The sequence below is a fragment of the Pseudomonas sp. RIT411 genome, from assembly GCF_003057735.2.
Lineage (GTDB): Bacteria > Pseudomonadota > Gammaproteobacteria > Pseudomonadales > Pseudomonadaceae > Chryseomonas > Chryseomonas oryzihabitans.
The window spans coordinates 85011-112003 of record NZ_QBIZ02000003.1 but is presented as its reverse complement, the minus strand read 5'-3'; the positions used below and the strand labels follow the sequence as shown (position 1 = coordinate 112003).

Below are 26993 nucleotides of genomic sequence, written 5' to 3'. Positions count from 1 at the left end.
ACCCCGACTTTCGGCAATCCGTACCGCCCGCGTCAAGGCTGACTCAGCACTCCACGAAGGTCACGGCCAGACCGCCGCGCGAGGTTTCCTTGTACTTGCTGTGCATGTCCGCGCCGGTTTCCTTCATGGTGCGGATCACCTGGTCCAGGGAGATGAAGTGCTCTCCGTCGCCGCGCAGGGCCATCTGGGCGGCGTTGATCGCCTTGACCGCGGCGATGGCATTGCGTTCGATGCAGGGCACCTGCACCAGGCCGCCGACCGGATCGCAGGTCAGTCCCAGGTTGTGCTCCAGGCCGATCTCGGCGGCGTTTTCCAGCTGCGCCGGGTTGGCGCCCAGCACCTCGGCCAGACCGGCCGCGGCCATGGCGCAGGCTGAGCCGACCTCGCCCTGGCAGCCCACCTCGGCACCGGAGATGGAGGCGTTCTTCTTGCACAGGATGCCGACCGCGGCGGCGGCGAGCATGAAGCGCACCACGTCGTCGTCGCAGGCGTCGGGATTGAATTTCATGTAGTACATCAGCACCGCCGGGATGATCCCGGCCGCGCCGTTGGTGGGCGCGGTGACCATGCGCCCGCCGGCGGCGTTCTCCTCGTTCACCGCCAGGGCGAAGAGGTTGACCCATTCCATGGCGGAGAGGGTGGAGCCGATGACGTTGGGCTTGCCGATGGCCTGCAGACTCTGGTGCAGGCGGGCGGCGCGGCGACGCACCTTGAGGCCGCCGGGCAGGATGCCCTCGTTGGCGAGACCGTTCTGCACGCATTCGCGCATCACGCTCCAGATGCGCAGCAGGCCGCTGCGGATCTCTTCCTCGGAGCGCCAGCTCTTTTCGTTGGCCAGCATCAGCTCGGCCACGCCCAGGCCATGACGGCGACACAGCTGCAGCAGCTCCGCGCCGCTGGAGAAGTCGTAGGGCAGTTCGGTGGTGTCGTTGTCCAGCACGCCGCTGGCGGCCTGGGCGGCGTCCACCACGAAGCCACCACCGATGGAATAGTAGGTTGCCTCGGCCACCTCGCCGGTGGCGCCAAAGGCGGTCAGGGTCATGGCATTGGGGTGATAGGGCAGGCTCTCGTCCAGGAGCAGCAGGTCTTCCTGCCAGTCGAAGTGGATCGCCTGGCGCCCGGCCAGCAGCAGCTGGCGCTCATTGCGCAGGGCTTCGATGCGCGGCTCCACGGCGGCGGGATCGACGCGATCCGGCCATTCGCCCATGAGGCCGATCAGGGTGGCGCGGTCGGTGCCATGGCCGACGCCGGTGGCCGAGAGCGAACCGTAAAGGCGTACCTCGACCCGCTTGACCTGTTCCAGCAGACCTTCGTCGACCAGGCGCTGGGCGAACAGGGCGCCCGCCCGCATCGGGCCCACGGTATGGGAACTGGACGGACCCACGCCGATTTTGAACAGGTCGAAGACGCTGATGGCCATGACGATAATCCCTGATTGAGCTTGAATGGTCGCCAGACAAGCTGCCGGCGGATGGCTCATAGTGGTGATAAGCCCTCAGCTCGCACAAACGAAAGCTTCTAAGCGATCCTTTAGCGGAACTCATCGATGAGCCGGATCCTCAACGCCCAAACCCAGGCCTGGTTGCAGGTCTTCGCCTGCGCCGCCCGGCACCTGTCCTTCACGCGCTGCGCCGAAGAGCTGCACGTGACGCCGGGCGCCATCAGCCAGCAGATGCGCCAGCTGGAAGAGCGCCTGGGCTTCAAGCTGTTTCACCGGGTGGCCCGTGGCCTGGAGCTGACCGCCGAAGGCCAGCGCCTGGCAACCACCCTGAATCAGGCCTATGGGCTTATCGACGCCGAATTGCGCCGTCTCAACGCCGGTCAGTTCGGCGGCGTGGTGCGCCTCAGGTCGATCCCTTCGTTCCTGGGCAAGTGGCTGACGCCGCGACTGCCGCGGCTGCAGGCGCGCTTTCCCGACCTGCAACTGCGGCTGGTGGCCGAAGACAGCAGCTGGTCGCTGCGCGAGGGCGAATTCGACCTGGCCATCGACCTCAACGACGGCAGCTATCCGGGCCTGGCCTCGACGCCGCTGATGGAGGAAGAGATCTTTCCGGTCTGCGCGCCCAGCCTGCTGGCGGGGCGACCGCCGCTGGAGCGGCCGGAGGACCTGGAGTTCTATCCGCTGCTGCACGACATCACCGCCTGGCGCGGCAGCTACGAATACGCCGAATGGGAATTTTATCTGGCCAGCATCGGCGCGCCGGCGCTGGATGTGCGCCGGGGTCACACCTTCAACCGCAACCACCTGACCATCGAGGCGGCTATCGCCGGCATGGGGGTGGCCATCGCCCGCCGCGCCTTGATCACCGACGAGCTGGCCCGTGGCGTGCTGGTGGTGCCGCCCTTCGGCCGTTCGGTACCGGCGCACAAGAGGTACATGCTGCTCTATGCCCAGGGCGCCCTGGCCGATCCCCGCCTGCGCGCCCTGCACGACTGGCTGGTGCAAGAGGTCGACCAGATGGTGCTGGCCCAGCCGGCCTGAGGGGCGTGATAGCTCGGTAGTGTGGAAAACGGCGCAGCCTTTTCCGCTGGTGAGTTCGTCGTGAAGCGCGCCCTCACCCCAGCCCTCTCCCAGAGGGAGAGGGGGCTTATCCGAGCGCGTGCAGGCTCCGTAGCGTGGGAAACGGCGCAGCCTTTTCCGCGGGTGAATTCGTCGTGAGGCGCGCCCTCACCCCAACCCTCTCCCGGAGGGAGAGGGAGCTGTCCGAGCGGGGAGTGGCCGCATCGGCGGATCGCATGACCGCGAGGGCGGCAACCCCGCCCCTGGCTCTACGCCTCTATCGCCCCAGCTTGCGCAATTCGTCCGATTCCACCACGCGCACGCCCTTGCCTTCTTCCAAGGCCAGGCGCCATAGCGCGCGGGCCAGCACGGCGGCTTCGATGCCGTGCCACTTGCCGGGCAGCCATTGCGACAAGGGGGCGGCCAGGCGCTCGCCCAGGCGTTCTTCCTGGCGCTGGCCGATCAGCAGCGACGGTCGCGCCAGGGTCAGTTGCGTCCAGCCCTGGGCGCGCAGGGCTTCTTCCAGTTCGCCCTTGACCTTGTTGTATAAGATCGAGGACTGAGAGTCGGCGCCGATGGCGCTGACCACGATGTAGTGGCGGGCGCCCAGTTCCAGGGCGCGCTGGCCGACCGCCAGGGGCAGGCCATAGTCCACGGCGCGAAAGGCGGCTTCGGAGCCGGCCTGCTTCATGGTGGTGCCCAGGCAGCAGAAGGCCACGTCCAGCGGGCCTTCCAGGGTCGGCAGCAGGCTGTTGAGGTCACCCACCGGATTGTCCAGCCGGGCGTGTTCCGCCAGCGGGCGACGGGTCGGCGCCAGCACCCGGGGGACCGTCGGCTCGTTGAGGAGGCGGTCGAGCAGGTGTTCGCCGGTCAGGCCAGTGGCGCCGGCGATGAGGGCATGCTGAGGCGTCAGGTACACGGGGCTCTCCTTGTAGCGGCGACCGCTGATGTCAGGTTGGACCTCAGGCGTTCCGGTTGTTCGTCAAAGCCCCAAGGCAAAGGCAGTTCTCAGCGACCCGCGCGCCAGGCGCGCCACTTCTGCAGCACGGCCGGCGGCGCCCAGAGCTGCGGCTCGGACGGGTCGAAGCCTTCGGTCTTCTCGCGCACCGACACGGTGTCGCGGGCGCGCTGGAAGGCCTGCTCGGGATCGTCGGTGTGCTGGAAGGCCTCGGCGAACAGGGCGCGGCCGAAGTAGGTGAAATCGGCTTCGTCGGTGCAACCGAAGGAGGTGCGATCGGCCTTGGAGGCGGTCATCACCAGGGTATGGTCGTCCTGCAGTTGCGGGATGAAGCCGCCGCTGTAGCAGCTGGAGACGATGATCAGCTTGTCGCGTCCGCGCAGCGGCGCGAGCAGGCGGCCGAGCTCCGCTGCCGGCAGGCTGGAGAGATCCAAGCCCGGCTGGGAGAGCACCAGCTGATGGTCGGCCGAGCCGTGGCTGGTCAGGTAGATGAGGATCAGGTCTTCCGGACCGGTGCGCTGGGCCAGCGCCTGCAGGCTCTGGTAGAGATTCTCGCGGGTGGCCAGCGGATGGTCGCTGCGGATGTCCTTGGCGTTGATCAGGTGGACGACGTCGCGGGCGCCCCAGGTGGTGGTCAGGAAGTTGGCCACATAGTTGGCCTCGCGCTGGAACACGCCCTGGCCACCGTCACCGGCCAGGACCAGGCCATAGAGTTCGGTGGCGGGGGTGGAGGCGGGGATCTGCTGCAATTCCTGGTCGAGCACCTTGCCCTGATCGAGCAGGGCGCGCTCCAGGGGATCGGCGATGTACTGGCCCTGATCGTCACGGATGCGCTTGCCGCCTTCCCAGAGGCCCCGTTCTACCTGGCCGTCGGCGCGGGTCAGGACGCCCATGCCGGCATAGACGCCATCGGCGAAGTTGCCGCGATAGACGCTGCCGTCGCTGTTGGTGAGCACGCCCTGGCCATCGAATTTCCAGTTGCGGAAGGCGCCGCGGTACTGGCTGCTGTCGCTGCCGACGAATTCGCCGTTGCCGGTCAGCTCGCCGCCACTGAAGCGCCCGCGCCAGAGATCGCCACCGGCGCTGCGATAGACGCCGGCGCCTTCGAACTGGTCGTCGACGAATTCGCCGTCATAGCGATCGCCGCCCGGCTCCTGCCACTGGCCGACGCCATTGAGGTGGCCGTCGTTGAAGGTGCCGATGGTCTGGGTGCCGTCGCTGTCGAGCTTGGAGCCCTGGCCCTGCATGCGGCCATTGACGAAGCTGCCGTGGTACTCCCACCCGCTGCTGCTGATCAGATTGCCCTGGCCATGGTAGAGACCGCGGCGAAAGGTGCCCTGGTAGTAGGTGCCGTCGGCGAATTGCTGTTCGCCGGGGCCCTCGGCCAGGCCGTCCTTGAAGCGGCCCTTGAGCCAGTTGCCGTTGGGCCACTCGATGCGCCCGCTGCCGTTGAGCAGACCGCTGACGATCTCGCCGGTATAGACCCCGCCATCGGGCAGTCGCACGCTGCTCGCGTTGGGCGCCGCCTGGGCAGCGCAGGCCGCCAGCAACAGCGCAACGAGGGCGAGACGGGGCAGGAGGGCGCTCATAGGTGGGGTCGGGTGGGCGCTTTAACGCGCCTCGAGCCGGACCAGATGACGCTCCAGCGTCGCGGAGTAGGGTTCCAGGAGACGTTCCACGCAACTGGCCCCGGCGGGGCTGGCGATGGTGCGGATACGGGCGCGTTTACGCAGCAGCTCGTCCTCGGCGATGCTCTGCTCGACCAGCAACAGGTTGCGACTGTGGCGACTCAGCGCCTGGGCATTGCGCACGGTGGTGTTTTCCAGCAATTGGGCAAGCTCCAGGCCGGCGAGGCGTTCGCCCTGCGTCAGACCCAGTTGCAGCTGCAGGGTTGCACCGCTGCCAACCACTTCCACCTGCAGCGCATGACCCAGGGCACGCATGATCTCGCCGCAGCACAGCGCGCGGGTCAGGTAGTCGTCGTCGTCGCTGCGCTCGTGGAAGAGGATCAGGCTGCCCCCGTCCTTGAGGGTGTGGAGTTCGCCGTCATAGAGCTCGGTGGCCTGCTGCAGGCAGTCGCGATAGCGCTCCAGCAGCTGTTCGAGGCGGCTGCGCGGCAGCCGGCTGAGCTGGTCCTGGGCGCCGAGCTGAATGGCCAGCACCGCGGAGGTGACGATATCGGGTTCGGTGGGCACCACCGGAGCGGGCGTGGGCGGCGGCTCGGTGAAGGAGTCCGGTACCAGCTCGGCGAAGGCGTCGGCGTCCAGCTCGCTGTCGGCGTCCGCCACGGGCGCCTTGCGCGCGGCCGGTTTGACGGCGGCCTTGCGCGCAGGCGGCTTGACGCTCAGGCCGCCCTGCTCGTCGGCGAAGGGATCGTCGTCTTCGTCGGCCACTTCCGCCTTGGGCGGCTTGGGCGGTACCAGGCGGCTCTGCAGCTGACGAGCCAGGTCGCCCAGTTCGTCGAGGCGACCGGCGCCCGGTGCGGGGTCATCGGGATCGCGCAGCCAGACGCGCAGCTCCAGCAGCGGCGTCGACAGCTGGCGCCCGAGGCGCAGGCTGAGGATCAGCGTCAGGGCCAACAGGATGAGGCCCAGCAGTCCCATGTTCTGCAGGCTGATCATCATCGGCTGCTGGAACTGGTCCATGTCCAGCGCCAGGCGCACCTGGCCGGCGGTGACGTCCTGAAAGCGGATCGGCGTGCTGTAGATGCCGTCGGTAGCGGTCAGCAGGCCCTGGCTCGGGCGCGTGCCGGATTCGGCCAGCACCCGGTTGTCCGGACTGTAGACCGCGGCATGGGCCACCAGCGGATTGCGCGCCAGGTTGCTCAGCAGCACATTGAGGCTGAGGTTGTCGTTGGCCACCAGCAATTCGGCGGCGGAGTTGGCCGTCTGGGTCACCAGGCTCTGGCCGACGGCGTCGGCCTGCTGCTGCATGGCATGGCGAAACTGCATGCTCATGATGCCGGCATAGATCACCAGGGCGGCCGCCACCAGCAGCAGGCTGTGGGAAACGATGCGCAAGGCCACCGGCACACGACGCTGGCGCAGGGCTCGGTAGATCAGCAGGAAGAAATTATCGGGCTTGACGGTCGCGGGGCGGGTCACAGAAATCGTTTCTTTGGACAAAAAATGTGCGGCCAGTATAACCAGCGCGCCAGGGGTGCGAAAACGGCGAATGCAGGGCTTCGCCCGCAAAAGAGGCCGGCGGTGGACTCCCGCCGCCAGCCGGTGCCCATGGCTCGGCACCGTCGGGGCGAAAGGGTAGACTGCGCGCTTTTCCGCGAGGGGATCGCCATGCAAGACGTTATCGGACTCCAGGCCGTGGGCATCCTGCCCGCCGACTGGTTGGCTGCTCTCACCGGCGCCCTGGCCGCGGCCGGTGCCCGGCTGGAATCGCTGCAGCAGCAGGGGCTGGACAACAGTGCCGCCGTGACCCTGCTGGTCAGCCCGGCAAGTGCTGGCGCCGCGTTGCAGCAGGCGCTGCAGGCCCTGGGCCTGCAGGTGGCGCCCCTGGCGCAGCCGGCGCCGGAAACCGGCGAAGCCCATGTCCTGACGCTGATGGGTCGTACCCTGGCCGATCTGCCGCTGACCCGCCTGGCCGCGCTGTGCCGCGAGCAGGGCCTGAACATCCATGCCATCCGCGCCCTGAGCGAGCCGGGCGCGACCACGCGCGCCGCCCTGGAGCTGCGCGTCACCGGCGAGCCGCACGAGCCCCAGGCGCTGCGCGCGGGGCTGCTGGCGCTGGCCCAGGAAGGCCAGGCCGACATCGGCTGGCAACCTGACGATCTGCAGCGGCAGCATCGCCGCCTGGCGGTGTTCGACATGGACAGCACCCTGATCCAGGCCGAGGTCATCGATGAACTGGCCAAGGCCGCCGGCATCGGCGAGCGGGTGGCGGCCATCACCGAGCGCGCCATGCGTGGCGAGATCGACTTCCGTGCCAGCTTCACCGAGCGCATGGCGCTGCTGCAGGGCCTGTCCGAAGAGGTACTGGAAGACATCGGTGCCGGCCTGCGCCTGACCGAGGGCGCCGAGCGGCTGTTCGCCGAGTTGAAGCGGCTGGGCTACAAGACCGCCATCCTTTCCGGCGGCTTTACCTATTTCGCCCGTCAGGTGCAGGCGCGGCTGGGCATCGACTACGTCTATGCCAACGAACTGGAGATCGTCGACGGCAAGCTGACCGGCCGCGCCGTCGAGCCCATCGTCGATGCCCAGCGCAAGGCCGACCTGCTGCAGGAACTGGCCAGCCGTGAAGGCCTGACGCTGGAGCAGACCATCGCCGTGGGCGACGGCGCCAACGACCTGCCGATGCTGGCCCTGGCCGGGCTGGGCGTGGCCTTTCGCGCCAAGCCGCTGGTGCGCCAGTCCGCGCGCCAGTCGGTGAGCGTGCTGGGCCTGGATGGCGTGCTCTATCTGCTCGGCGTGGAAGACCGGCTTACCCGCGGCTGAGGTCGCGTTCGACGGCCACCCCGAGCCCTAGTGCTCGGGGTGGAATTCGTAGTCCATCGCCTGACTGGGCTCCTGCAGGTAGTAGCCCTGGATGAAGTGCACCCCGACCTGCCAGAGCTGGGCCAGCACGCTGGCGCTCTCGACGAAGGGCGCGATGGTCTGGACGTTCTGGGCGCTCAACTCGGCGACCATGGCCTTGAGCCGCTCCTGGTGCTCCGGCTGTCCCAGATCCTTGATCAGCTTGCCCGACAGCTTGACGTAATCCGGTACCAGCAGCCGCAGCGCCGCCAGGGGCGGATCGCCGGCGGCAAAGCCGCTCAGGGTGACCGGATGACCCTGGCGGCGCAGGCGCTGCGCCATGGCCAGGGCCTGCTCCGGCTGGGCCAGCAGGTCTTCTTCGCTGAGCTGGAAGATCACCGCCTCGGCGTCCAGCTGTTGCCCCTGCAGGGTTTCCCGCAGCCAGGGCAGCAACTCCAGATCGCCCAGGGTCGCGCCCGAGAGGTGCACGAAGATGCGGGTACCGTGGCCGCGGGCGCGGTGTTCGCCCAGCTGGCGCACCGCCTGCTGGATCACCCAGCGATCGATCTGGCCGCTCAGGCCGCTGTCGCGGGCGGTGCGGGCGAATTCGGCCGGTGAGACCTCTTCGCCCTGGGGATTGACCAGCCGCAGCAGCGCCTCGTAGTACTCGTGGCTGCTGCCGCGCAGGCCGATCACCGGCTGGAACAGCAGGCGGAAGCCGTTCTGCTGCAGGGCCTGCTTGACCATGGCCACCAGATTGCCGCGATTGGCGGCGGCGGCCAGCTCTTCCTGGGGATCGTAGCGTTTGCAGGCGTTGCCGCCGCGCTGGGCGACCTGGCGCGCGGAGCGGTGCGCCCGGTCCACCAGATCACCGGCGCTCTTGGTGTGGTTGTCCAGGCTGACCACGCCGATGGAATAGCTGATCGCCAGGGTGCGCCCGGCCAGGGTCAGCGGCTGCCGCTCCTGACGACCGAGCAGGCGCTCGAAGGCGCTGTCCAGGCTGGCGTCGGCCGCCTGTGGCAGGAGGGCGGTAAAGGCGTCATCGGCGAAGCGCGAGAGGGTCACCAGGGTGCCGAAGTGCTCGCGCAGGCGCTCGGCCAGGGCCACCAGCAACTCGTCCATGGCGCCTATGCCCAGCTCCGCCAGCAGGGTCGGATAGCGATCGATGCTCAGGTAGGCGAAGCTGGCCGGCGCGCCGAGTCGGGCGCGCTCCAGGGCGTCTTCGAGCAGTTCGAGCATGCGGCTGCGATTGAGCAGACCGGTGAGGGTGTCCTGGAAGCGCACCTCGCGCAGCTGTTCCTCGAGGGCCTCGGCGGCCGGAGCCGCGCGTTCCTCGCGCAGGTGCAGCTGCACGCAGGGTTCATCGAGGTAGATGGCCGGCGTCAGGCGCAGGCGCACGCCGAGGGTGCTGCCGTCCTGGCGGACGCACCGGCAGTCCAGTTCGCGGGGGCTGGGGTCGTCGCGCAACTGGCGGAAGGCTTCGCGCAGCGCCGGCTGGTCGGCGGCGGCGATGAGATCCATCAGCGGCGTGATCTCCAGGTCTTCCGCGGACGGATAGCCCAGCAGCTCCACATAGGCCGAGTTGACGTGGATATGCAGGCCGTCGTGGACATAGGCGACCGCCTCCACGGCGTTGGCCAGCAGCAGCTGGCAGCGCTGTTCGGCCTCGGCCAGGGCCTGCTCCAGGCGCCGGCGTTCGTGGCGCTCGGCCAGGTTGCCGAGTTCGCGCAGACTGGCCAGCAGCAGGTGCTCGTCGTTGTCGCTGGCGATGCCATCGCGGGCGCCCAGGCGCAGGGCGTCGAGCACCGCTGCGGGATCGTCCGGTGGCACCCGCTGGATGACGGCGAGTTGGGGGACGCGGCGACGCAACTGGCGCAGCGCGCTCAGGCTGTCGAGTTCAGGCGAGGGCGGGGCGAGGATGGCGAGGTCCCAGGACTGGGACAGCAGTTCGTCGAGACCTGCAGGGTCGGCCAGACGCTGGGCCCGCGTCGCCCGTCCGGCGTTGCGGAACAGACTGACCAGGCGTTCCGCCTCGTTCTGCGATGCTTCGAGCAGTAACAGGCGGATCGCACTGTGTTCGGCGGCCATGGTCTATTCGCGCCCTGGCGATAACGATGATTTATCGAAGCTACAGAGACTTCCACAGCGAGTCAAAGTCTTCTTCCTGCCGGGCGCCACCGCCGGCAGGGCCGCCGCTGGGCTGAGCGCCGCTCTGTTCCAGCAGGTGATATTCGAAGACGCTGAAGCTGACCGTCATGCTGCGACGCCGGTCGAGCATGCCGCGCTGCTCGTTGCCCTGCTGATTGATCTGCACCTTGCTGCCCTCCTGAAAGGGTAGTCGCGGCGCGATCAGGGTCGGCGCCTGGTCGATGGCCTTGATCTCCGGCAGCAGCAGGGCACGCAGGTACTGACTGTTCTGCTCGGCCTTGCGCAGCAGCTGCAGCCCGCAGGGCCGTGCGGTGGGGGCCAGCAGTTCGACGCCCATGTGGGTTCCGCTGCCGGGCACCTGGCGTACCCAGCGCACCACCGCCGGGCCCCAGTTGTGATCCTCGGGCAGGCGCACGCCGAGCAGTTCGCCGGCCTGCAGCTGCTCGGGGACCTCGCCGCTCCAGCTCAGGCAATAGCCGCCCGGACTGTGATTGACCACCTGCACCGCATGGATCGGAAAGGCCGGACTGGCCGCCTCGCCGTCGCCGGGCAGGACGTCGTAATGGATTTCTTCCAGGGACTCGGCGCTCCAGTCCAAGGCGTCGGGTGCGCGGGTATCGGCATCGAAGGCCAGCGACCAGACGTCTTCCTTGGGCTTGGGCGCAAAGGCGTCCGGCACGGCCTGCGCCGATAGGCGCAGGGTGTCGGCGAACACCTGCCCCCCCGCGAGCTGGTAGTGCAGGGCGCTCATGCCGATGCAGACCTGCACCTGGCCCTGGCCGGGCATGCGCTGGAAGGCGCGGTCCGCCTCCTGGCCCCAGGCGCCGACCAGGTGCTGCAGCAGATCCAGGGACAGGTCGCCGTGCACCGGCAGGCGCGCCCGCGGGCGTTGCTCCGGCGCCAGCGCCAAGTAGTCCTCGATGGCCTGCACCAGTTGTTGCGGCGCAAGACCGAGCAGACCGTTGAGATTGGCTTCACGCAACAGCGAACGATAACGCGGCGGGGCGTCGATCTGCGGCGCCACCACCATCAGGGTGCCGTTCTGTTCGGGCCCTTGCAGGCGGATCAGGCTGGCCCAGTCGTCCAGGTGCAGCGTCAGCTGGGCGATATGGCTCTGGCGCAGCTGGTTGCAGCGCGCAGCGCCAAATAGCAGGGCGGCGCCATAGGCCTGGGTGATGGTCTGGCTGCCGTCGCCGGGCAGCAGTTCGTCGCGAATCTTCTGGTTGTGCAGGCCAGTGGTCACTGCCAGCCGATAGAGCTGGTGCAGCTCCAGCCAGAGGTTGTCGTGCACCGGGGTATAGAGCTGGGCGGCGCGGATCAGCGGCCCGAGCAGCGCGCGCAGGGCGCGCTGGATGGCGGTGGCCAGCAGGGTGCTGCGTTCGCCGCGCTCGCTTTCCTCGACCACGATCAGCTTGTAGCCGGCGGCCAGCAGGTTCTGCAGGGCCTGGCAGAGATTGGCCACCTTGCGCGAGCGTTCGTCGAGCACGATGGCCTGGTTGAGCACATGACGCTCGAGCTGCTGGCAGACCCGCTGCACGTCCGGGCGCAGGGCTTCGAGCAGGCGCAGGCGCGCTTCCGGCGTCAGGATCAGCCGGTTGAGTTCCAGCAGGCCCTGATAGAGCAGTCGGGCGAATTCGCCCAGCTTGGCCCGTGGCAATTGCTCCAGCCAGCGCTTGAGGCCGGCCGGGGTGGCGTCACAAAACGTCAGGCTGCGCTGATCGGGCGTCGGTACCCGCAACATGAGCTGTGGCCTTTTGCTATCCATTCGCCGCGCACACTCCTGGTTCGATGGGCAATGAACCGCGCATCTAGGCGAGAGGCCCTGGCTCGGAAACGGTGGTCAAGGGGGCCGGCGTGGTCGGAACCCCCAGCAGTTGCCCCATGTTGACGGTGGACAGCGCGCCGAGTTCAGCGGACCAGTTCACCGCGTCCGGGCCGAACAGCACGATGGCGGTGGAGCCCAGCTTGAAGCGCCCCAGCTCGTCGCCGGTACGCAGGGTGATGGGCGCGCGGGCGGCCTCGTCGTAGGCAAAGCTCTTGAGTTCGCGCTTGGGCGGCGTGACCAGGCCGGCCCAGACCGTCTCGATGCTGGCGACGATCATGGCGCCGACCAGGATGACCGCCATGGGGCCCACGGCGGTATCGAAGATGCAGACCACCCGCTCGTTGCGGGCGAACAGTTCGGGCACGTTCTCGGCGGTGAGCTGGTTGACCGAAAAGATGCGGCCGGGCACATAGACCATCTCCTTCAAGGTGCCGGTGAGCGGCATGTGCACCCGGTGGTAGTCCTTGGGCGACAGGTAGATGGTGGCGAAATGACCGCCCATGAAGGGCGCGGCGCGCAGGCCATCGCCGCCGAGCAGCTCCAGCAGGCTGTAGCTGTGGCCCTTGGCCTGGAAGATGCGGCCGTGCTCGATGCGACCGAGCTGGCTGATGGCGCCGTCGCTCGGGCTCACCACCACACCGGCTTCGGCCGGCAGCGGGCGGGCGCCGGGCTTGAGGGCGCGGGTGAAGAAGGCGTTGAAGTTCTCGTAGGCGGTGGGGTTTTCCACCTGGGCCTGGCGCATGTCGACGTCATAGTGACGGACGAACCAGCGGGTCAGCAGATTCTTGAACCAGGGCGCCCGGCACTCGGCGAAGCCGCCGATCACCCGCGACAGCAGATGGTGCGGCAGCAGGTGCTGGGCGAGGATGAACAGTCGGTCTTGCAGTTTCATGGGAGGTCCTTGGCAGTCATTCGATGGGGGTGTCGGGGTGGTTGCCCCATTCGCCCCAGGAGCCGGCATAGGCTTTGACCCGCGGATAGCCCAGGGCCTTGGCCGCGAGGTAGGTGAAGCCGGATCGGTGATGGGTCTGGCAGTGGGTGATGATTTCCTTGTCGCGGGTGATGCCCAGGCGTTCGAGTTCGGCGCCCAGGTCCTCGCGGATGCGCAGTTGGCGCTCGCGATCCATGCCGGCGGTCCACTCGAAGTTGATCGCCCCGGGAATATGGCCACCACGAGCGGTCAGCACCTTTTCGCCGCGGTATTCGTCGGCGCCGCGGGCGTCCCAGATGGCCAGGTCCTCGGCGCCCAGCCGGCTCTGCAGATAGGCGCGGCTGGCGGTGGGCTCCTCGTGCAGGGTCAGGGCGACCGGTGCTCCGGCCGGCGCGGGTACCTCGGTGCTCAGCGGCAGGCCGGCGGCGATCCAGCCCTGGCGGCCGCCGTTGAGGTAGTGATAGTGGCCGTGCCCGATGACATCGAGCAGCCAGATGAAGCGTCCGGCCCAACCGCCGCCTTCGTCGTCATAGACCACGTAGACGGCTTCGTCGCGCTGGCCCAGTTCGCCGAACAGCTGCTCCAGGTCCGCCTGGGCCGGCAGCAGGCCGGGCGCCGGCTTGCTGCCCAGCTGGGTGCGGGCGGGCGCGACATGGCGCGCGCCGGGCAGATGGCCCTCGGCATAGTGGGCGGCGCTGCAGAGATCCACCAGGATGAGTTCGGGCGCATCCAGGCGCGCCGCGAGATCGGCCGGTTCGATCACCAGGGGCAGGGCGGAAAAGGGCATCGCGGATTTCCCGTCGGTCCGTAGCAAAGGTGAAGTGTACCGAGGTTGACCGGCCAGCGTCAGGTCGGTCGTACCCGCGGACGATTGGCGAAGGTGCCGATGGCGCGCTCGATGCAGGTGAAGGTCTTGTCCAGCGCCGCGGTCCGACGGGGATCCGCCGGCTGCAGTTCGCTGTCCAGGATCGCCAGCAGCACCACCCGCTCGCCAAAGCCCAGACTGCGCAGCCAGAGCCGTTCGTTGCTGAACAGCCGGCGCAGATCGGCGGGCAGGTGCGGCGCGAAACGCGCGCGGTTGCCGTCATCGATGCGCAACTGGCCGGGGCTGCCGAACAGCTTGGCCAGCAGCGGATGGCTGGCGATGTCCAGTTGCAGGCCGGGGGCGTCGTCCAGGCCATGGTGCAGCTGGACATTGCCCTTCTGGCCGTTGCGATCCGGAGTCAGCAGCAGCAGCCGCGGCAGGCCGCAGGCCACCAGCGCCTGGCGGGCGCAATCGAACAGCTGGGGCAGGGTGGCGAAGGCGCTGGGCGTGTGCAGCAACTGCTCGCAGAGTCCGCGCCAGCGCTGCGCCTGACTCTCGCTGGCGACCTGGACCCGGGGCACCGGCTTGAGGCGCCGTTCGCCCGGCGGCCAGACCAGGCCTTCGGCCGGGTGCCAGAGGCCGGGCCGGGCATGGCGCTGGGCGTCCTGCACCGCCAGTTCGTGGCTGCGACTCTGCACCCGTGCCAGTGGCAGTTGCAGGTAGAGGGCGCTGAAACGTTGCCAGCGCAGGGTGTGGGGACCGTCCCAGGCATGGTGGCTGGCCAAGGCCAGACCGTTGGCCAGGAGGATGGTGTTGCCGGGATGGGTCAGCCAGCGCCGCAGAGTGGGGTCGTCGTCGAGACGCTGCTGCTGTTCGAGAGGATCGTCGCCATGGGCGATGTGCAGCGCCCTGACCAGTTGCCGGCGATCCTGGTCCAGCAGCCGATAGCCTTCGACGATCCACTCGGGCAGCTGCCAGTGGCGAGCCAGTGCCTGGCACAGACGGATCGCCGGCACGCCGAGCAGCTCGCGCTCGACCTTTATCGCCGGTTCGCCTTCGCCCAGCACCCGTCGCTCCCATTCCTCGAAGAGTTCCGGATAGCGGGTCGCCAGCGGCCAGAGCGGCGCCAGAAAGAGCAGGGCGGCCAGACGGATGTCCGGCCACAGCCGCGCCAGGGGCACGCCGAACAGGCCCAGCCCCAGGGTCATGGCGTGCTGGCTGACCAGGCACAGCTGCCGCAGCGGACGCGGCAGGCGTTCCTCGGGCAGGGTCGGCTGGCGGGCGATCAGGTACTCCGCCGGGCCGAGACCGACACGGCCGAGCACGGCTTCCAGACTGGCGGCCGGATCGCCGAGGCTGGCATGGCCGCGATTGGCCTCGCGCAGCAGGGCCAGCGCCAGGGGGGGTGACTCGCAGAGCCGTTCGGCGATCTCATGCAACGCCAGACGGCCATCGGCCAGGGCGCGGCGCAGACGCTCCGCGGTGGCGGTGGCCACCGGCAGGCGCACGCCTTCCAGGTGTTTGACCCAGTCTTCGACAGTGTTCGGGCGGCTGGACATACGACGGTCGCCTTGAAATTTGATGAAAGGCCTTCAGTCCGGGGCGCCGGGTCCGATAAAGGGGGCGTGAGGGTGATTCCCCGGCTCAATTTTCCTTAGCACACAGTATTCCCAACCATGGCAAAAATCATCGGCATCATCGTGATATTCGCGTCTGTCCTCGGCGGCTACATCCTCGCGCATGGCAAGATCGCTGCGATCATCCAGCCGCTCGAGGTCCTGATCATCGGCGGTGCCGCCCTGGGGGCCTTCCTGCAGGCCAACCCGGGCAGCACCTTCATGCAGGTGTTCAAGAAGTCGCTGAAGATGTTTGGCAATCGCTTCACCCACGCCTTCTACCTGGACGTGCTGAAGCTGCTCTACGAGATCCTCAACAAGAGCCGGCGCGAGGGCATGATGTCCATCGAGGCGGACGTCGAGGACCCCAAGGCCAGTCCGATCTTCAGCAAGTACCCGAACATCCTCAAGGATGAGCGGATGACTGCCTACGTCGCCGACTACCTGCGACTGATGTCCTCCGGCAACATGGCCCCCCACGAGCTGGAAGGCCTGTTCGACATGGAACTGGCCGGCATCAAGGAAGAGCTGGAGCATCCGTCCCACGCGGTATCGCGGGTCGCTGACGGCCTGCCCGGCTTCGGCATCGTCGCCGCGGTACTGGGCATCGTGATCACCATGGGCATGCTCGGCGAGGGCGACCAGGCGGCCATCGGTGGCCACGTGGGTGCGGCCCTGGTGGGGACCTTTCTCGGTATTCTCGCGGCCTACGGCTTCTTCGGACCGCTGGCGACCTGCCTGGAGCACGACGCCAAGGAAGAACTCAATGTGCTGGAGGCCATCAAGGCCTGCCTGGTCGCCGCTGCCAGCGGCATGCCGCCCACCGTCGCCGTGGAATTCGGTCGCAAGGTGCTGTTCCCGGCGCACCGGCCGTCCTTCAGTGAACTCGAGCAGGCGATGCGGGGCAGCTGATGGACAACAACCAGCCGATCATCGTCAAGCGCGTCAAGAAGAGCGCCGCCGGCCACCACGGCGGCGCCTGGAAGATCGCCTTCGCCGACTTCGCCACCGCCATGATGGCGTTCTTCCTGGTGCTCTGGCTGATGTCCTCGGCCACCCCGGAGCAGAAGAAGGCCATCGCTGGCTACTTCCAGGATCCGATCGGCTTCACCGAAAGCGCCAGCCCCTATGTCATCGACCTGGGCGGCACGCCGACGCCGGCGCCCGACCGCACCCTGAATCCCGAGATCCAGGCCCAGCCGGATTCGACCCAGAACAAGGTCAACCCGGACATGGAGGAGCGAGCCGACCCCAACGACTCCAACCGGGTGCAGCCCGATCCGACCCAGTCGCCGGACAGTTCGCCGGATCGCCAGCCGAATGCGGCGGCGCAGAAGGATCAGAACCAGCAGGCCCAGAAGATGGATGCCAGCCAGGCGGAAAAGATCGCCGAGCAGGTCGACAAGGAGCGCCTGGAGCTGTTGCTGCAGGAGCTGCAGAACAAGATCGAGCAGAATCCGGAACTGCAGAAGTTCAAGGACCAGATCCTGCTGGAAATCACCCAGGACGGCCTGCGCATCCAGATCGTCGATGCCGAGAACCGGCCGATGTTCGACTCCGGCAGTCCGCGGCTGAAGTCCTATTTCGAGGACATCCTGCTGGCCATGGCCGACACCATTCGCCAAGTGCCGAACAAGATCAGCATCAGCGGCCATACCGATGCGGCGCGCTACAACGGCAAGGGTGACTTCAGCAACTGGGAGCTGTCCGCCGGTCGCGCCAACGCCGCACGCCGGGCGCTGATCGCCGGTGGCTATCCGGAAGAGCAGGTGGCGCGGATCGTCGGCTATGCCTCCTCGGCCCCCTTCGATCGCGAGCATCCGCTCAATCCGGTCAACCGCCGCATCGACATCATCGTGCTGACCAAGAAGGCCCAGCAGGCCATCGAGGGACGCGCCGGCGGCAACCAGGCACCCAAGCCCGCGGCCGGCGCCGCCCCGGCGGCGAGCCGGAGCGGGGTCTCCAGCGGTGGCGTCAGTGCCACCGGTAACCTGGCGCAACCCATCAACAACGCGGCCTTCAAGCAGCAGATCAATGCCTTCGATGCGGGTGTCATCCAGAGCAAGCCCTGAACGGTCGCGCTGATAGATAGGAAAATTCGCTGCTAGCGTTCGGTTTTTTCGTCCGTTGACGTGAAGACGGCTGGTTAAGCTGCAGGGGTTTCATGACGGATCGGGCACCTTGCGCCCTCGTGCGCGGTCTCCCGATCTCCGATTCCCTTGCAGGAGCCTTCCGATGAGCAACGCCTTTATCGACACCATCAAGCGCCGCCGCAGCCAGTACGCGCTGGGCAAGAATCTGCCGCTGGCCCAGGACCAGGTCACCGCGCTGATCCAGGAGGCCGTCAAGCTGTCGCCCTCCGCCTTCAATTCGCAGAGTTCGCGCGCGGTGATCCTGTTCGGCGCCGAGAGCGACAAGTTCTGGGGCTTCGTCATGCAGGCGCTGCGGCAGATCGTGCCGGCCGACGCCTTCGCCGCCACCGAAGGCAAGATCAACAGCTTCGCGGCCGGCGCCGGCACCGTGCTGTTCTACGAGGATCGGCATGTGGTCGCCGGCCTGCAGGACAAGTATCCGGCCTACGCCGACAACTTCCCGATCTGGTCGGAGCAGGCCAGCGGTATCGCCCAGTTCTCGGTGTGGACGGCCCTGGCCAATGCCGGTATCGGCGCCAGCCTGCAGCACTACAATCCGCTGCCCGACGCCCTGGCCGCCGCCGAGTGGAAGCTGCCGGAGACCTGGCACCTGCGCGCCCAGATGCCCTTCGGCTCCAACGAAGGCGACTTCCCCGAGAAGGGCTTCATGGACGATGCCGAGCGCTTCCGCGTCTTTGGCTGATGGTCGTCGACTGATATAAGAAAACGCCGGGCTTGCCCGGCGTTTTGCCTAGTAGCGCGACTCGCCTTCGAGGCTAGCCAGGATATGCCGGTAACTGGCCATCCGCTGCGGATGGATGTCGCCGCGCTCCAAGGCGGCGAGCAGGGCGCAACCGGGCTCCCGCTCGTGCTTGCAGTCGCGGAAACGGCAGTGGCCCAGGTAGTCGCCGAATTCCTTGAAGCCGGCTTCGACATCATCACGGCTGACGTGACTGAGGCCGAATTCGCGGATGCCGGGCGAGTCGATCAGGTCGCCGCCGTCGGGAAAGTGGAAGAGCCGGGCGGTGGTAGTGGTGTGGGTGCCCTTGTTGGTCAGCTCGGACAGCGGGCCGACGCGGGTATCGACGCCCGGCAGCAGGGCATTCACCAGCGACGACTTGCCCACCCCGGACTGACCGACGAAGACACTGACGTGCTCGTCCAGGGCACTCTTGAGCTGGTCCATGCTCAGGCCGTTGTGGGCCGAGACCTCCAGCAGCGGATAGTCCAGTTCGCGGTAGATGCCCAGCAGGTCGTCCAGCGCCGGGCCGTTGTGCTCGTCGATCAGGTCGGCCTTGTTGAGCAGCAGCAGCGGCTGGATGCCGGCGTGCTCGGCGGCCACCAGGTAGCGGTCGATGAGGTTGGCGTGGGGCGTGGGCAGCGGGGCGAAGACGATCACCAGGCGGTCGACGTTGGCCGCCACCGGCTTGAGCAGGCCGCGCATGTCCGGCCGGCAGATTTCCGAGCGGCGCGGCAGCTGGGCGACGATGACGCCATTGCCCTGGAGGCTGGCGCGAAACACCACCCGGTCGCCGGTGACCAGGGTCGGCAGGTTGGCACGCAGGTGACAGCGCTGCAGCTGGCCGTCGTCATCCTCGACCTCCACCTGAACGCCGAAGTGGGCGATCACCAAGCCCTGTTGCTCCGGGCCCAGATCGCCGCCCTCGAGCTCGTCGATCAGCTTGGATTCGCGCTTTTCCGCGCGGGCGGCGCGTTCGGTCTGGATTTTCTCGATCCGCCAGCTCTGGCGACGGGTCAGGTGGCGTTTGGCCATGGGATGTCCGCGGGTTTCAGGACCGCTGAGTCTAGCATTGGCCGCCCCTCGCGGATTACCTAAACTTGGCGTACCTCGTCGCTCCGGAGCCCCCATGCTGGCCCATCTCGCCTCGCGCTATCCGCTGTTGCTGGCCGTGCTGGTGCAACTGGCCGCCCTGGTGGTCGCCGTCGTCGGCATCCGCCTGTGGGCCAGCTTCGCCGGCCAGCGCCCCTCGCTGCTGGCGCTGGTCTGCCTGCAGGCGGTACTGGCGGCCCTGCTCGGCGAGTTGCTGGGACTCGCCCGCTGGTGGGTCTTCATCAATCTGCTGTTCGCCCCGGCGCTCTATCTGGTCAGCGGTCGCGGGCTCTCGGCGGGCATCGCCGCGCTCGGCTTCCTGCTGCTCCTGCTGCTGAACTGGAACAGCCTGCGCGAGCGGGTACCGCTCTATCTCACCGGCCGCCAGACCCGCGAGCGACTGGCCGAACTGCTCGCCGAGCGCGAGCCGACCTTTAGCTTCGTCGACCTGGGCTGCGGCCTGGGCGATACCCTGGTCGATCTTTCCAGGCGCTTTCCGCAGGCCACCTTCGTCGGCGTGGAGACGGCGCCGCTGAGCTTCGCCCTGGCCTGGCTGCGCTGCCTGCCGCGGCGCAATTGCCAAGTGCGCTATCGCGATCTTTGGCGGGTGGAGCTGGGCGAGTTCGACGTCGTCTACTGCTTTCTCTCGCCGGCGCCCATGCCGCGCCTGGGCGACAAGGCCCGCACGGAGCAGCGCGCCGGCAGCTGGCTGATCAGCAACACCTTCGAGATTCCCGGCCAGCCGGCGGATCGGGTGCTGGAGGTCGGGGACCTGCGCGGCAGCCGGCTGCTGCTCTGGCACCGGTAGGTGCGCAGCAGGCGCGCTGCTACACTGGTGCCATCATCAAGGAGTTCACCATGACCGCCCCCAATCCGCAGCACCTGATCTGGATCGACCTGGAAATGACCGGCCTGGATCCGGATCGGGACGTGATCATCGAGATGGCCACCATCGTCACCGACAGCGATCTCAATGTGCTGGCCGAGGGTCCGGTGCTGGCCATCCACCAGTCGGACGAGATCCTGGCCGGCATGGACGAGTGGAATACCCGTCAGCACGGCGGCTCGGGCCTGACCCAGCGGGTGCGCGAGAGCACCGTCGACACCGCCCAGGCCGAGGCCCTGACCCTGGAGTTCCTGCGGCTGTGGGTGCCCAAGGGCAAATCGCCGATCTGCGGCAACAGCATCTGCCAGGATCGGCGCTTTCTCTATCGCCGCATGCCGGAGCTGGAAGCCTACTTCCACTACCGCAACCTGGACGTCTCCACCCTCAAGGAACTGGCCGCGCGCTGGGCGCCCCATGTACGCGACGGCGTGAAGAAGAGCGGCAGCCACCTGGCGCTGGACGACATCCGCGATTCCATCGCCGAGCTGCGTCACTACCGCGAGCACTTCATCAAGGTCTGACGGCCACCCGTCCGTGCTGCTGTCCATCCTCTACCTGGTCGCCATCACCGCCGAAGCCATGACCGGCGCCCTGTCCGCGGGGCGCCGCGGCATGGACCTGTTCGGCGTGGCGCTGATCGCCAGCGTCACCGCCCTCGGCGGCGGATCAGTGCGTGATGTGCTGCTGGGGCACTATCCGCTGGGTTGGGTAAAGCACCCGGAGTACCTCGCGCTCACCGTCGGCGCGGGCCTCGCCACCGTCGCCATCGCGCGGGTCATGCGCTATCTGCGCCGGTTGTTCCTGGTGCTCGACGCCCTGGGCCTGGTGGCCTTTACCGTGATCGGCTGCCAGGTGGCCCTGGAAATGGGCCTGAGTCCGGCCATCGTCATCGTCAGCGGCACCCTGACCGGCACCTGCGGCGGCATCCTGCGCGACATCCTCTGCAACGACGTACCCCTGATCCTCAGGCGCGAACTCTATGCCAGCGTGGCGGTACTCTCCGCCGGCTGCTACCTGCTCTGCCGCCCGTGGCTCGGCGAAGAGCAGGCACTGCTCATCACCCTGGCCGCGGGGCTGCTGCTGCGCCTGCTGGCGCTGAGATTCAACTGGCAGATGCCGACCTTCACCTATCCGGACGATCCCCACGGCTAAGGCCGTGACGATTTGCGCGATATCGCGCTGAAAGGCTTGTCCTAGAGCCTTTTGTGCGGCATTTTTCAGGCCCTAGTTACCGATAGGGAGATCGGTCATGTCTGGAAAGCCCGCTGCTCGGCTGGGCGACGCCGTCGCCTGCCCCAAATGTGGTTCCACCGCCCTGGTCCAGGGCTCCGCCGATGTCACCTTCGATGGCCTGCCCGCCGCGACCCTCGGCCATGCCTGCGGCTGTGGCGCGGCCCTGAGCGCCGCGGTCATCCCCAACGTCCTGATCAACGGCCGGCCTGCGGCGGTGCTCGGCAGCCTCACCAGCCATGGCGGTGTGGTGATCGGTGGTTCCGGCACCGTCATCATCGGCCTGGACGCAGGCGGCGCGGCCAAGGGCGCCTGCGCAAGCCATGCAGGTGCTACCGGCCTGGCGCCGGGGCAGGGCAAGCCTGCGGCGCTACGCGACCGGGAGCGACAGGGCAGCGAGGGACCGGCCAAGCGCCCGGACAGCGCGCCAGTCGCCAGGAATGAAGTCGCCGAACAGGCGGAGCGCCCGCTGGAACAGCGCATCACCCTGCGCATCGGCGTCTTCTTCGATGGCACCGGCAACAACCTCTTCAACGCCGCCACCGGCGCCGCCTGCCGGGCGGAAGAGCAGGAGTTTGATACCGATCAAGCCGAGAGCATCGCTCGGCACTGCCAGGCGTTCATGGGCAATCCGGACAGCAGTTATGCCAATGCCGATACGAACATCGTGCGGTTGTATCGGCTCTATCAAGACGATACTCAGCGTGCCGTCGAGCAGGACGAAAAGTCAGCGGCTATTCCGGTCTATATCGAAGGTATCGGCACTCGGGCCGGACAACCTGATAGCGCCTTGTCCATGGGAACGGGCTTGGGTGCCAGTGGTGTGCTGGGATGTGTTCAGACGTTTCCAGTCGCGTTCGGTGAGCGCTACGATCAATTCAAGCGCATCAATCCCAATGTCGTCGTTGAAGCCATCAAATTCGATATTTTTGGCTTTAGCCGGGGTGCCGCGGCTGCACGCCACTTCGCAAACGAGGTGCTCAAGGCGGGCGGCGGTATTGCTGCAGCGGGTTTAGCCAGGTGCTTTTCGTGGCAGAGCGCTAAGGTCAGGCTCAACTTCATCGGACTATTCGATACCGTAACGGCGATAGCGGACCCCAGGCGTGGCGACTTTACCCCGACCAATATCGCCAACCCTGGCGTCAACCTCTATCTGCCGGCAGGATGTGCCGACAAGGTGGTGCACCTGGTCGCACGTGACGAGCACCGGCGTAACTTCGCCCTTACCAGTGTTGCGCCCCAGCATCAAGAAATTGCCCTGCCGGGTGCTCATGCCGACTTAGGTGGAGGCTATGCGCCCGAGATGACCGAGCGCCTGCTGTTGACGCGACCACGCGCCTCGCGAGAGCGCTATGGCACCGACAGCCAGGCGGCCTGGAGCTATCGCCAAGCCCAGCGGGAGCTGGCGCAGTTGCAACGAGAGCCCTGGTACGACCCAGGCTCCACCACCTTGGCAATCGATACCTGGCGCAACAACTTGCCACGTACCCGCGGCAATCTGCCGGAAACCGACGTTGTCGCCGCGATCCGCCTGGAACGCCGAGTCCGCGGCGAGCTATCGTTGATTTACTTACGCATCATGCACCGACTAGCTATTGATCATGATGTAGCTCTGTCCCCGATTCCTGCGACGGCAGCCTTAGCAATTCCTGATGAGTTACAAGGTATCGCCACTAAGTTGCAGGCCAACGCCCAGGGTTCTCCGCTATATATCGACCAGGCCGAGGCCCGCCTGCTGTTCGGTCGTTATGTGCATCTTTCCGCTCACTGGAACGCGCTATTGGGTAAAGACCGTAGTGATCTGGCCATCTTCTTCGTCAATGCGCCTACGGCGACTGGTCGCCGCAACGTCTATCCCAACCGTCCCCAAGCAGGCTATCCCGAATGAGCCGTTGGCTGCTGTACCTCATCCTGGCGTTTGGTTTGGCTGGCTGCCAATCCAATGCCACGCCCAAATCCAGGTTGCCCTATGACGCCTGGTACCTTGGCTTTTTGGCACCCAACTACATGCAGATCTGGCTGGAGCAGGCCAATGTCAGCGACATCGATGGCCGCTTTTTCCCCAATGCCATGGGTGGCGTGGTGGCTATGGGGCAACCTGCGAGTCTATCGGCAACTGCCAAGGGCTGGCCTAGGAGAATCGGTTCGGGTAAAGGCCGCTACATGACCGGATTAGATTTGCCCTATATGGTTGCTGTGCGCTGGCAATCTTTAGTTGAGCCCCAGACCTATCAGACGGTATTTGCCATTCCTGCCTGGGCACGGAAAAAAATGCTCGAACGCCTGCCCGCTGAATGCCCGGTCAGTGGTCGCACTTCAGATTATCGCAAGGACCTGACCATCGGCTTGGCACCCGGTGGCATCGTCAAGGTGTGGATCATGGGCCCCTGCCTGGATCCCATTGAGGTCTTGACTCTGCAGGCCGAGGTCGAGCCTAAGGGGCCTGATCAGGGCCGCATGAACGGCCAGTACGCCCTGCCGCTGACCGAGGTCACCAAGGCTTATATCGACAAATACGGCGTCCCCTACGGCAGCTGGTGGGCACCCATCCCCTACACTACGGTAGGGCCCTGAGCGCCTAGCTGGCCGCGTGTCGCTGCAGCGCCCATTCCACGTGCTCGCGCACCAGGGGGGAGGGGTGTTCGCGCTGCAGCTTCAGGGCTTCCAGCACCGGGATGCTGGTCGGGGCGTTGCCCAGGCCCACGGCCAGGTTGCGCAGCCAGCGCTCGTAGCCGGCGCGGCGTAGCGGCGAGCCTTCGGTGCGGCTGAGGAATTCGGCTTCGGTCCAGCGAAAGAGTTCGGCCAGGCTGGCGCTGTCCAGACTGTGGCGTGGCTGGAAATCGCCTTCGGCGGTGGGCTTGGCGAAGCGGTTCCAGGGGCAGACCAGCTGGCAGTCGTCGCAGCCGAAGACCCGGTTGCCGATCAAGGGGCGCAGCTCCGGCGGAATGCTGCCCTTGAACTCGATGGTCAGGTAGGAAATGCAGCGCCGGGCGTCGAGCTGATAGGGGCCGACGAAGGCCTGGGTCGGGCAGATGTCCAGGCAGGCGCGGCAGGTGCCGCAGTGGTCACGCGGGGTGGGTTCGTCCACCGGCAGCGGCACGTCGACGAAGAGCTCGCCGAGAAAGAACCAGCTGCCGGCCTTGCGATTGAGTACCAGGGTGTTCTTGCCGATCCAGCCCAGGCCGGCCTGTTCGGCGATGGCCTTCTCCAGCACCGGCGCGCTGTCGACGAAGGCGCGATAGCCGAAGGGGCCGATCTCGCCCTGGATGCGTTCGGCCAGATGCTGCAGGCGCTTGCGGATCAGCTTGTGATAGTCGCGGCCCAGGGCGTAGCGCGAAACATAGGCCGCCGCGCCGTCGGCCAGACGCTCGCTCATGCGGGTGTCGCCGGGCAGGTAATCCATGCGCAGGGAAATCACCCTCAGGGTGCCCGGGACCAGTTCGGCCGGTCGCGAACGTTTGCTGCCGTGCGCGGCCATATAGTCCATCTCGCCGTGGAAACCGGCGGCCAGCCAGCGCTCCAGATGTTCCTCGTGACGTGCCAGATCCAGCCCGGCGATGCCGGTCTGCTGAAAGCCCAATTCCCGACCCCAGGTCTTGATGAGGTCGGCCAGGGCGGCGAGATCGAGAGCGACAGCGGACATCGACGGGAACGCACAGGCAGGAGGGCCGCCTATTTTGCCAGACTCCGGAGGCTTTCCCAGCATGCACGACGAACTGCCGTTCCAGCTCTACAGCGCCCAGCAGGTGCGGGATCTCGACGCCCAACTGATCGCCGGCGGTCTGCCCGGCCTCGAGTTGATGAGACGCGCGGCGGCCGCGGCCTGGCGCTCCTTGCGCCACGGCTGGCCCCATGCCGGTGCCCTCTGCGTGCTGGCCGGCGGTGGCAACAATGCCGGCGACGGCTATCTGGTCGCGGCGCTGGCGCGCAAGGCCGGCTGGCAGGCACGGGTCTGGCACCTGGCCGATCCGACCGGACTCCAGGGGGATGCCGCCCTAGCCCATGCCGAGGCCCTGGCCGCCGGCGTGGACATCCAGCCCTGGCGCGCGGATGCCCCGCTGGAGGGGCTGGTGGTCGATGCCCTGCTGGGCACCGGCCTCAAGGGCGCGGCGCGCGAGCCCTATGCCGCGGCCATCGAACGGATCAACGCCAGCGAATTGCCGGTGGTGGCCATCGACCTCCCTTCCGGACTGGATGCCGACACCGGCGCCGCGGCGGGCCCTCTGGTGCGCGCCGATCTGACCATCACCTTCATCGGCCTCAAGCTCGGCCTGTTCACCGGCAAGGGGCCTGACCATGTCGGCAGTCTGGTGTTCGAGCCGCTGATGGAGGAACCGCAGAATCCCGCCCACGCCACCGCCCAGCGCCTGGCGCCCGGCAACCTGCCGCGGCTGGCCAGGCGCCCGCTCAATGCGCACAAGGGGCAGTACGGCCATCTGCTGGTGATCGGCGGCGACGAAGGCACCGGTGGCGCAGCCATCATGACCAGCGAGGCGGCGCTGCGTTGCGGCGCCGGCATGCTCAGCCTGGCGACCCGGCCCTCCAATGTCACCGCGGTGCTGGCGCGGCGGCCGGAGGTCATGGTCGCCGGGGTGCATTCCAGTTTCGCCGTGCTGGAACTGGCCAAGAAGGCCGATGTGCTCGCCGTCGGGCCGGGCCTGGGGCAGGGCGCCTGGGGCAAGGCCCTGGCCAGTGCCGCCGCGACGCTGGACGCGGCCCAGGTATGGGACGCCGATGCCCTCAATCTGCTGGCCGCCGGGGTGGTCCAGGCGCCGCGCGGGCCCTGGGTGATGACGCCCCATCCGGGCGAGGCGGCGCGGCTGCTGGAGGTCTCGATCAAGGACATCGAAGCCGATCGTCCCGGCAGCGCCCGCGAACTGGCGCGGCGCTATGGCGGCGTGGCGCTGCTCAAGGGCTTCGGTACCCTGATCGCCCATCCGGACGGTCGCATGGCGCTGTGCGGCGAGGGGCATCCGGCGATGGCTACCGGTGGCCTGGGGGACATCCTCACCGGTATCATCGCCGCCCTGCTGGGGCAGGGGCTGGCCCCCTTCGAGGCCGCCTGCCTGGGCGCCTGGCTGCACGGCCGTGCCGGCGCCGAGCTGGGTCGCCAGGGCCGCGGTCTCGCCGCCAGCGATCTGCCCCCGGTCGCCCGCCAGTTGCTCGAGGAACTCCAGCCATGCCTGAACTGACCCTGCACGCCGCCGACGAAGACGCCATGTACGCCCTGGGTGCCCGCCTGGCCCAGGCCAGCGGCGGTCGTGGCGTGCTCTATCTGCACGGCGATCTGGGCGCCGGCAAGACCACCCTGTCGCGGGGCATCCTGCGTGGCCTCGGCCACACCGGGGCGGTGAAGAGTCCCACCTTCACCCTGGTCGAGCCCTACGAACTGGCCAGTGGCGCGATCTATCACTTCGATCTCTATCGCCTGGCCGATCCGGAAGAACTGGAATTCATGGGGATTCGCGACTACTTCACACCCGAGGCCTTGTGCCTAGTGGAATGGCCCGAGCGCGGTCAGGGCTTTTTGCCAAAGCCGGACCTGGACATTACCATTACGCCACGCGCCGACGGCCGTGATCTGCGCCTGACTAGTCATGGCGCTCACGGCGAGGCCTGGTGCGCCGCCCTCGCGCCCTAGGCGCCGATCCCTCGTTCTCCAGCT

23 protein-coding genes are annotated in these 26993 nt (G+C 67.5%); 12 read left to right on the top strand and 11 right to left on the bottom strand.

The window, feature by feature from the left end:
* Positions 1-43: 43 nt before the first annotated feature.
* Positions 44-1420 (bottom strand): L-serine ammonia-lyase, encoded by a 1377-nt coding sequence (locus DBY63_RS05840; RefSeq protein WP_108581479.1) that lies wholly within the window; start codon positions 1418-1420, stop codon positions 44-46.
* A gap of 126 nt (positions 1421-1546) precedes the next feature.
* Here DBY63_RS05840 and DBY63_RS05835 point away from each other — a divergent pair, with 126 nt between their 5' ends.
* Positions 1547-2482 carry a LysR substrate-binding domain-containing protein gene (locus DBY63_RS05835; RefSeq protein WP_017642882.1) on the top strand — a complete coding sequence of 312 codons (936 nt, stop codon included), beginning with the start codon at positions 1547-1549 and terminating at the stop codon, positions 2480-2482.
* Positions 2483-2777: 295 nt separating this feature from the next.
* Here the strand turns inward: DBY63_RS05835 and DBY63_RS05830 are convergent, their stop codons facing one another.
* The 3 genes from DBY63_RS05830 to DBY63_RS05820 all read right to left on the bottom strand — a co-directional run bounded on the left by DBY63_RS05830 (position 2778) and on the right by DBY63_RS05820 (position 6562).
* The gene (locus tag DBY63_RS05830; RefSeq protein ID WP_108581478.1) at positions 2778-3419 is read right to left on the bottom strand and encodes an oxidoreductase; all 642 of its coding nucleotides are present in this window, start codon (positions 3417-3419) and stop codon (positions 2778-2780) included.
* Between the two features lie 89 nt (positions 3420-3508).
* A complete protein-coding gene (locus DBY63_RS05825; RefSeq protein WP_027598856.1) occupies positions 3509-5047 on the bottom strand; it encodes a C13 family peptidase in 1539 nt (512 codons plus the stop codon).
* A 21-nt stretch (positions 5048-5068) separates the two neighbouring features.
* On the bottom strand, positions 5069-6562 hold the full coding sequence (locus DBY63_RS05820; RefSeq protein WP_108581477.1) for an AhpA/YtjB family protein: 1494 nt from the start codon (positions 6560-6562) through the stop codon (positions 5069-5071).
* A gap of 189 nt (positions 6563-6751) precedes the next feature.
* On the opposite strand from DBY63_RS05820, the gene serB reads away from it, so the two are divergent.
* A complete protein-coding gene (gene serB / locus DBY63_RS05815; protein WP_108581476.1) occupies positions 6752-7906 on the top strand; it encodes a phosphoserine phosphatase SerB in 1155 nt (384 codons plus the stop codon).
* Positions 7907-7933: 27 nt separating this feature from the next.
* Here serB and DBY63_RS05810 read toward each other — a convergent pair whose 3' ends face one another.
* The 5 genes from DBY63_RS05810 to DBY63_RS05790 all read right to left on the bottom strand — a co-directional run bounded on the left by DBY63_RS05810 (position 7934) and on the right by DBY63_RS05790 (position 15192).
* Positions 7934-10012, bottom strand: a complete 2079-nt coding sequence (locus tag DBY63_RS05810) for an EAL domain-containing protein (RefSeq protein WP_074584943.1) — start codon at positions 10010-10012, stop codon at positions 7934-7936.
* Positions 10013-10052: 40 nt separating this feature from the next.
* Positions 10053-11813 (bottom strand): molecular chaperone, encoded by a 1761-nt coding sequence (locus tag DBY63_RS05805; protein ID WP_108581475.1) that lies wholly within the window; start codon positions 11811-11813, stop codon positions 10053-10055.
* A gap of 67 nt (positions 11814-11880) precedes the next feature.
* Positions 11881-12789 (bottom strand): archaetidylserine decarboxylase, encoded by a 909-nt coding sequence (gene asd / locus DBY63_RS05800; RefSeq protein WP_108581474.1) that lies wholly within the window; start codon positions 12787-12789, stop codon positions 11881-11883.
* A gap of 16 nt (positions 12790-12805) precedes the next feature.
* Positions 12806-13615, bottom strand: coding sequence for a rhodanese-like domain-containing protein (locus DBY63_RS05795; RefSeq protein ID WP_058791019.1), 810 nt, complete (start codon positions 13613-13615; stop codon positions 12806-12808).
* A 59-nt stretch (positions 13616-13674) separates the two neighbouring features.
* The gene (locus DBY63_RS05790; protein ID WP_108581473.1) at positions 13675-15192 is read right to left on the bottom strand and encodes an HDOD domain-containing protein; all 1518 of its coding nucleotides are present in this window, start codon (positions 15190-15192) and stop codon (positions 13675-13677) included.
* Between the two features lie 117 nt (positions 15193-15309).
* On the opposite strand from DBY63_RS05790, the gene motA reads away from it, so the two are divergent.
* The 3 genes from motA (at position 15310) to DBY63_RS05775 (ending at position 18084) form a co-directional block, all read left to right on the top strand.
* Positions 15310-16161, top strand: a complete 852-nt coding sequence (motA, locus tag DBY63_RS05785; RefSeq protein ID WP_007161173.1) for a flagellar motor stator protein MotA — start codon at positions 15310-15312, stop codon at positions 16159-16161.
* Positions 16161-17321: a flagellar motor protein MotB gene (locus DBY63_RS05780; RefSeq protein WP_042137344.1), complete on the top strand. Its 1161-nt coding sequence runs from the start codon at positions 16161-16163 to the stop codon at positions 17319-17321. Before motA ends, DBY63_RS05780 begins: the two co-directional genes overlap by 1 nt.
* A 163-nt stretch (positions 17322-17484) precedes the next feature.
* Complete coding sequence (locus DBY63_RS05775) at positions 17485-18084, top strand: nitroreductase family protein (RefSeq protein ID WP_007161171.1); 600 nt, start codon at positions 17485-17487, stop codon at positions 18082-18084.
* A 48-nt stretch (positions 18085-18132) separates the two neighbouring features.
* On the opposite strand, the gene rsgA is transcribed toward DBY63_RS05775, so the two are convergent.
* Positions 18133-19155 (bottom strand): small ribosomal subunit biogenesis GTPase RsgA, encoded by a 1023-nt coding sequence (rsgA, locus tag DBY63_RS05770; protein WP_007161170.1) that lies wholly within the window; start codon positions 19153-19155, stop codon positions 18133-18135.
* Between the two features lie 94 nt (positions 19156-19249).
* Between rsgA and DBY63_RS05765 the strand changes: the two genes are divergently transcribed.
* From DBY63_RS05765 to DBY63_RS05745, 5 genes are all read left to right on the top strand, one after another.
* Entirely contained in the window at positions 19250-20020 is a 771-nt protein-coding gene (locus DBY63_RS05765) for a class I SAM-dependent methyltransferase (protein WP_108581472.1), read from the top strand.
* A 50-nt stretch (positions 20021-20070) separates the two neighbouring features.
* A complete protein-coding gene (gene orn, locus DBY63_RS05760; protein WP_108581471.1) occupies positions 20071-20619 on the top strand; it encodes an oligoribonuclease in 549 nt (182 codons plus the stop codon).
* Between the two features lie 16 nt (positions 20620-20635).
* Entirely contained in the window at positions 20636-21250 is a 615-nt protein-coding gene (locus DBY63_RS05755; RefSeq protein ID WP_042137396.1) for a trimeric intracellular cation channel family protein, read from the top strand.
* A gap of 97 nt (positions 21251-21347) precedes the next feature.
* Positions 21348-23216 carry a DUF2235 domain-containing protein gene (locus DBY63_RS05750; RefSeq protein WP_108581470.1) on the top strand — a complete coding sequence of 623 codons (1869 nt, stop codon included), beginning with the start codon at positions 21348-21350 and terminating at the stop codon, positions 23214-23216.
* Positions 23213-23902 carry a DUF2931 family protein gene (locus DBY63_RS05745; RefSeq protein ID WP_108581469.1) on the top strand — a complete coding sequence of 230 codons (690 nt, stop codon included), beginning with the start codon at positions 23213-23215 and terminating at the stop codon, positions 23900-23902. Before DBY63_RS05750 ends, DBY63_RS05745 begins: the two co-directional genes overlap by 4 nt.
* A 4-nt stretch (positions 23903-23906) precedes the next feature.
* Here DBY63_RS05745 and queG read toward each other — a convergent pair whose 3' ends face one another.
* A complete protein-coding gene (gene queG, locus DBY63_RS05740) occupies positions 23907-24971 on the bottom strand; it encodes a tRNA epoxyqueuosine(34) reductase QueG (RefSeq protein WP_108581468.1) in 1065 nt (354 codons plus the stop codon).
* 61 nt (positions 24972-25032) lie between these two features.
* Here queG and DBY63_RS05735 point away from each other — a divergent pair, with 61 nt between their 5' ends.
* Positions 25033-26520: a bifunctional ADP-dependent NAD(P)H-hydrate dehydratase/NAD(P)H-hydrate epimerase gene (locus tag DBY63_RS05735; RefSeq protein WP_027598838.1), complete on the top strand. Its 1488-nt coding sequence runs from the start codon at positions 25033-25035 to the stop codon at positions 26518-26520.
* A complete protein-coding gene (tsaE, locus tag DBY63_RS05730) occupies positions 26508-26969 on the top strand; it encodes a tRNA (adenosine(37)-N6)-threonylcarbamoyltransferase complex ATPase subunit type 1 TsaE (RefSeq protein WP_108581467.1) in 462 nt (153 codons plus the stop codon). Before DBY63_RS05735 ends, tsaE begins: the two co-directional genes overlap by 13 nt.
* Positions 26970-26993: the final 24 nt, after the last annotated feature.

Excerpts from the sequence above, each read along its gene's own strand:
- DBY63_RS05750 (WP_108581470.1), top strand. The coding sequence starts at position 21,348 with ATGTCTGGAAAGCCCGCTGCTCGGCTGGGCGACGCCGTCGCCTGCCCC.
- DBY63_RS05805 (WP_108581475.1), bottom strand. The coding sequence starts at position 11,813 with ATGTTGCGGGTACCGACGCCCGATCAGCGCAGCCTGACGTTTTGTGAC.
- orn (WP_108581471.1), top strand. The coding sequence starts at position 20,071 with ATGACCGCCCCCAATCCGCAGCACCTGATCTGGATCGACCTGGAAATG.
- DBY63_RS05765 (WP_108581472.1), top strand. The coding sequence starts at position 19,250 with ATGCTGGCCCATCTCGCCTCGCGCTATCCGCTGTTGCTGGCCGTGCTG.
- serB (WP_108581476.1), top strand. The coding sequence starts at position 6,752 with ATGCAAGACGTTATCGGACTCCAGGCCGTGGGCATCCTGCCCGCCGAC.
- DBY63_RS05835 (WP_017642882.1), top strand. The coding sequence starts at position 1,547 with ATGAGCCGGATCCTCAACGCCCAAACCCAGGCCTGGTTGCAGGTCTTC.
- DBY63_RS05795 (WP_058791019.1), bottom strand. The coding sequence starts at position 13,615 with ATGCCCTTTTCCGCCCTGCCCCTGGTGATCGAACCGGCCGATCTCGCG.
- queG (WP_108581468.1), bottom strand. The coding sequence starts at position 24,971 with ATGTCCGCTGTCGCTCTCGATCTCGCCGCCCTGGCCGACCTCATCAAG.
- rsgA (WP_007161170.1), bottom strand. The coding sequence starts at position 19,155 with ATGGCCAAACGCCACCTGACCCGTCGCCAGAGCTGGCGGATCGAGAAA.
- DBY63_RS05780 (WP_042137344.1), top strand. The coding sequence starts at position 16,161 with ATGGACAACAACCAGCCGATCATCGTCAAGCGCGTCAAGAAGAGCGCC.
- DBY63_RS05775 (WP_007161171.1), top strand. The coding sequence starts at position 17,485 with ATGAGCAACGCCTTTATCGACACCATCAAGCGCCGCCGCAGCCAGTAC.
- DBY63_RS05810 (WP_074584943.1), bottom strand. The coding sequence starts at position 10,012 with ATGGCCGCCGAACACAGTGCGATCCGCCTGTTACTGCTCGAAGCATCG.
- tsaE (WP_108581467.1), top strand. The coding sequence starts at position 26,508 with ATGCCTGAACTGACCCTGCACGCCGCCGACGAAGACGCCATGTACGCC.
- motA (WP_007161173.1), top strand. The coding sequence starts at position 15,310 with ATGGCAAAAATCATCGGCATCATCGTGATATTCGCGTCTGTCCTCGGC.
- DBY63_RS05790 (WP_108581473.1), bottom strand. The coding sequence starts at position 15,192 with ATGTCCAGCCGCCCGAACACTGTCGAAGACTGGGTCAAACACCTGGAA.
- DBY63_RS05840 (WP_108581479.1), bottom strand. The coding sequence starts at position 1,420 with ATGGCCATCAGCGTCTTCGACCTGTTCAAAATCGGCGTGGGTCCGTCC.
- asd (WP_108581474.1), bottom strand. The coding sequence starts at position 12,789 with ATGAAACTGCAAGACCGACTGTTCATCCTCGCCCAGCACCTGCTGCCG.
- DBY63_RS05735 (WP_027598838.1), top strand. The coding sequence starts at position 25,033 with ATGCACGACGAACTGCCGTTCCAGCTCTACAGCGCCCAGCAGGTGCGG.
- DBY63_RS05825 (WP_027598856.1), bottom strand. The coding sequence starts at position 5,047 with ATGAGCGCCCTCCTGCCCCGTCTCGCCCTCGTTGCGCTGTTGCTGGCG.
- DBY63_RS05745 (WP_108581469.1), top strand. The coding sequence starts at position 23,213 with ATGAGCCGTTGGCTGCTGTACCTCATCCTGGCGTTTGGTTTGGCTGGC.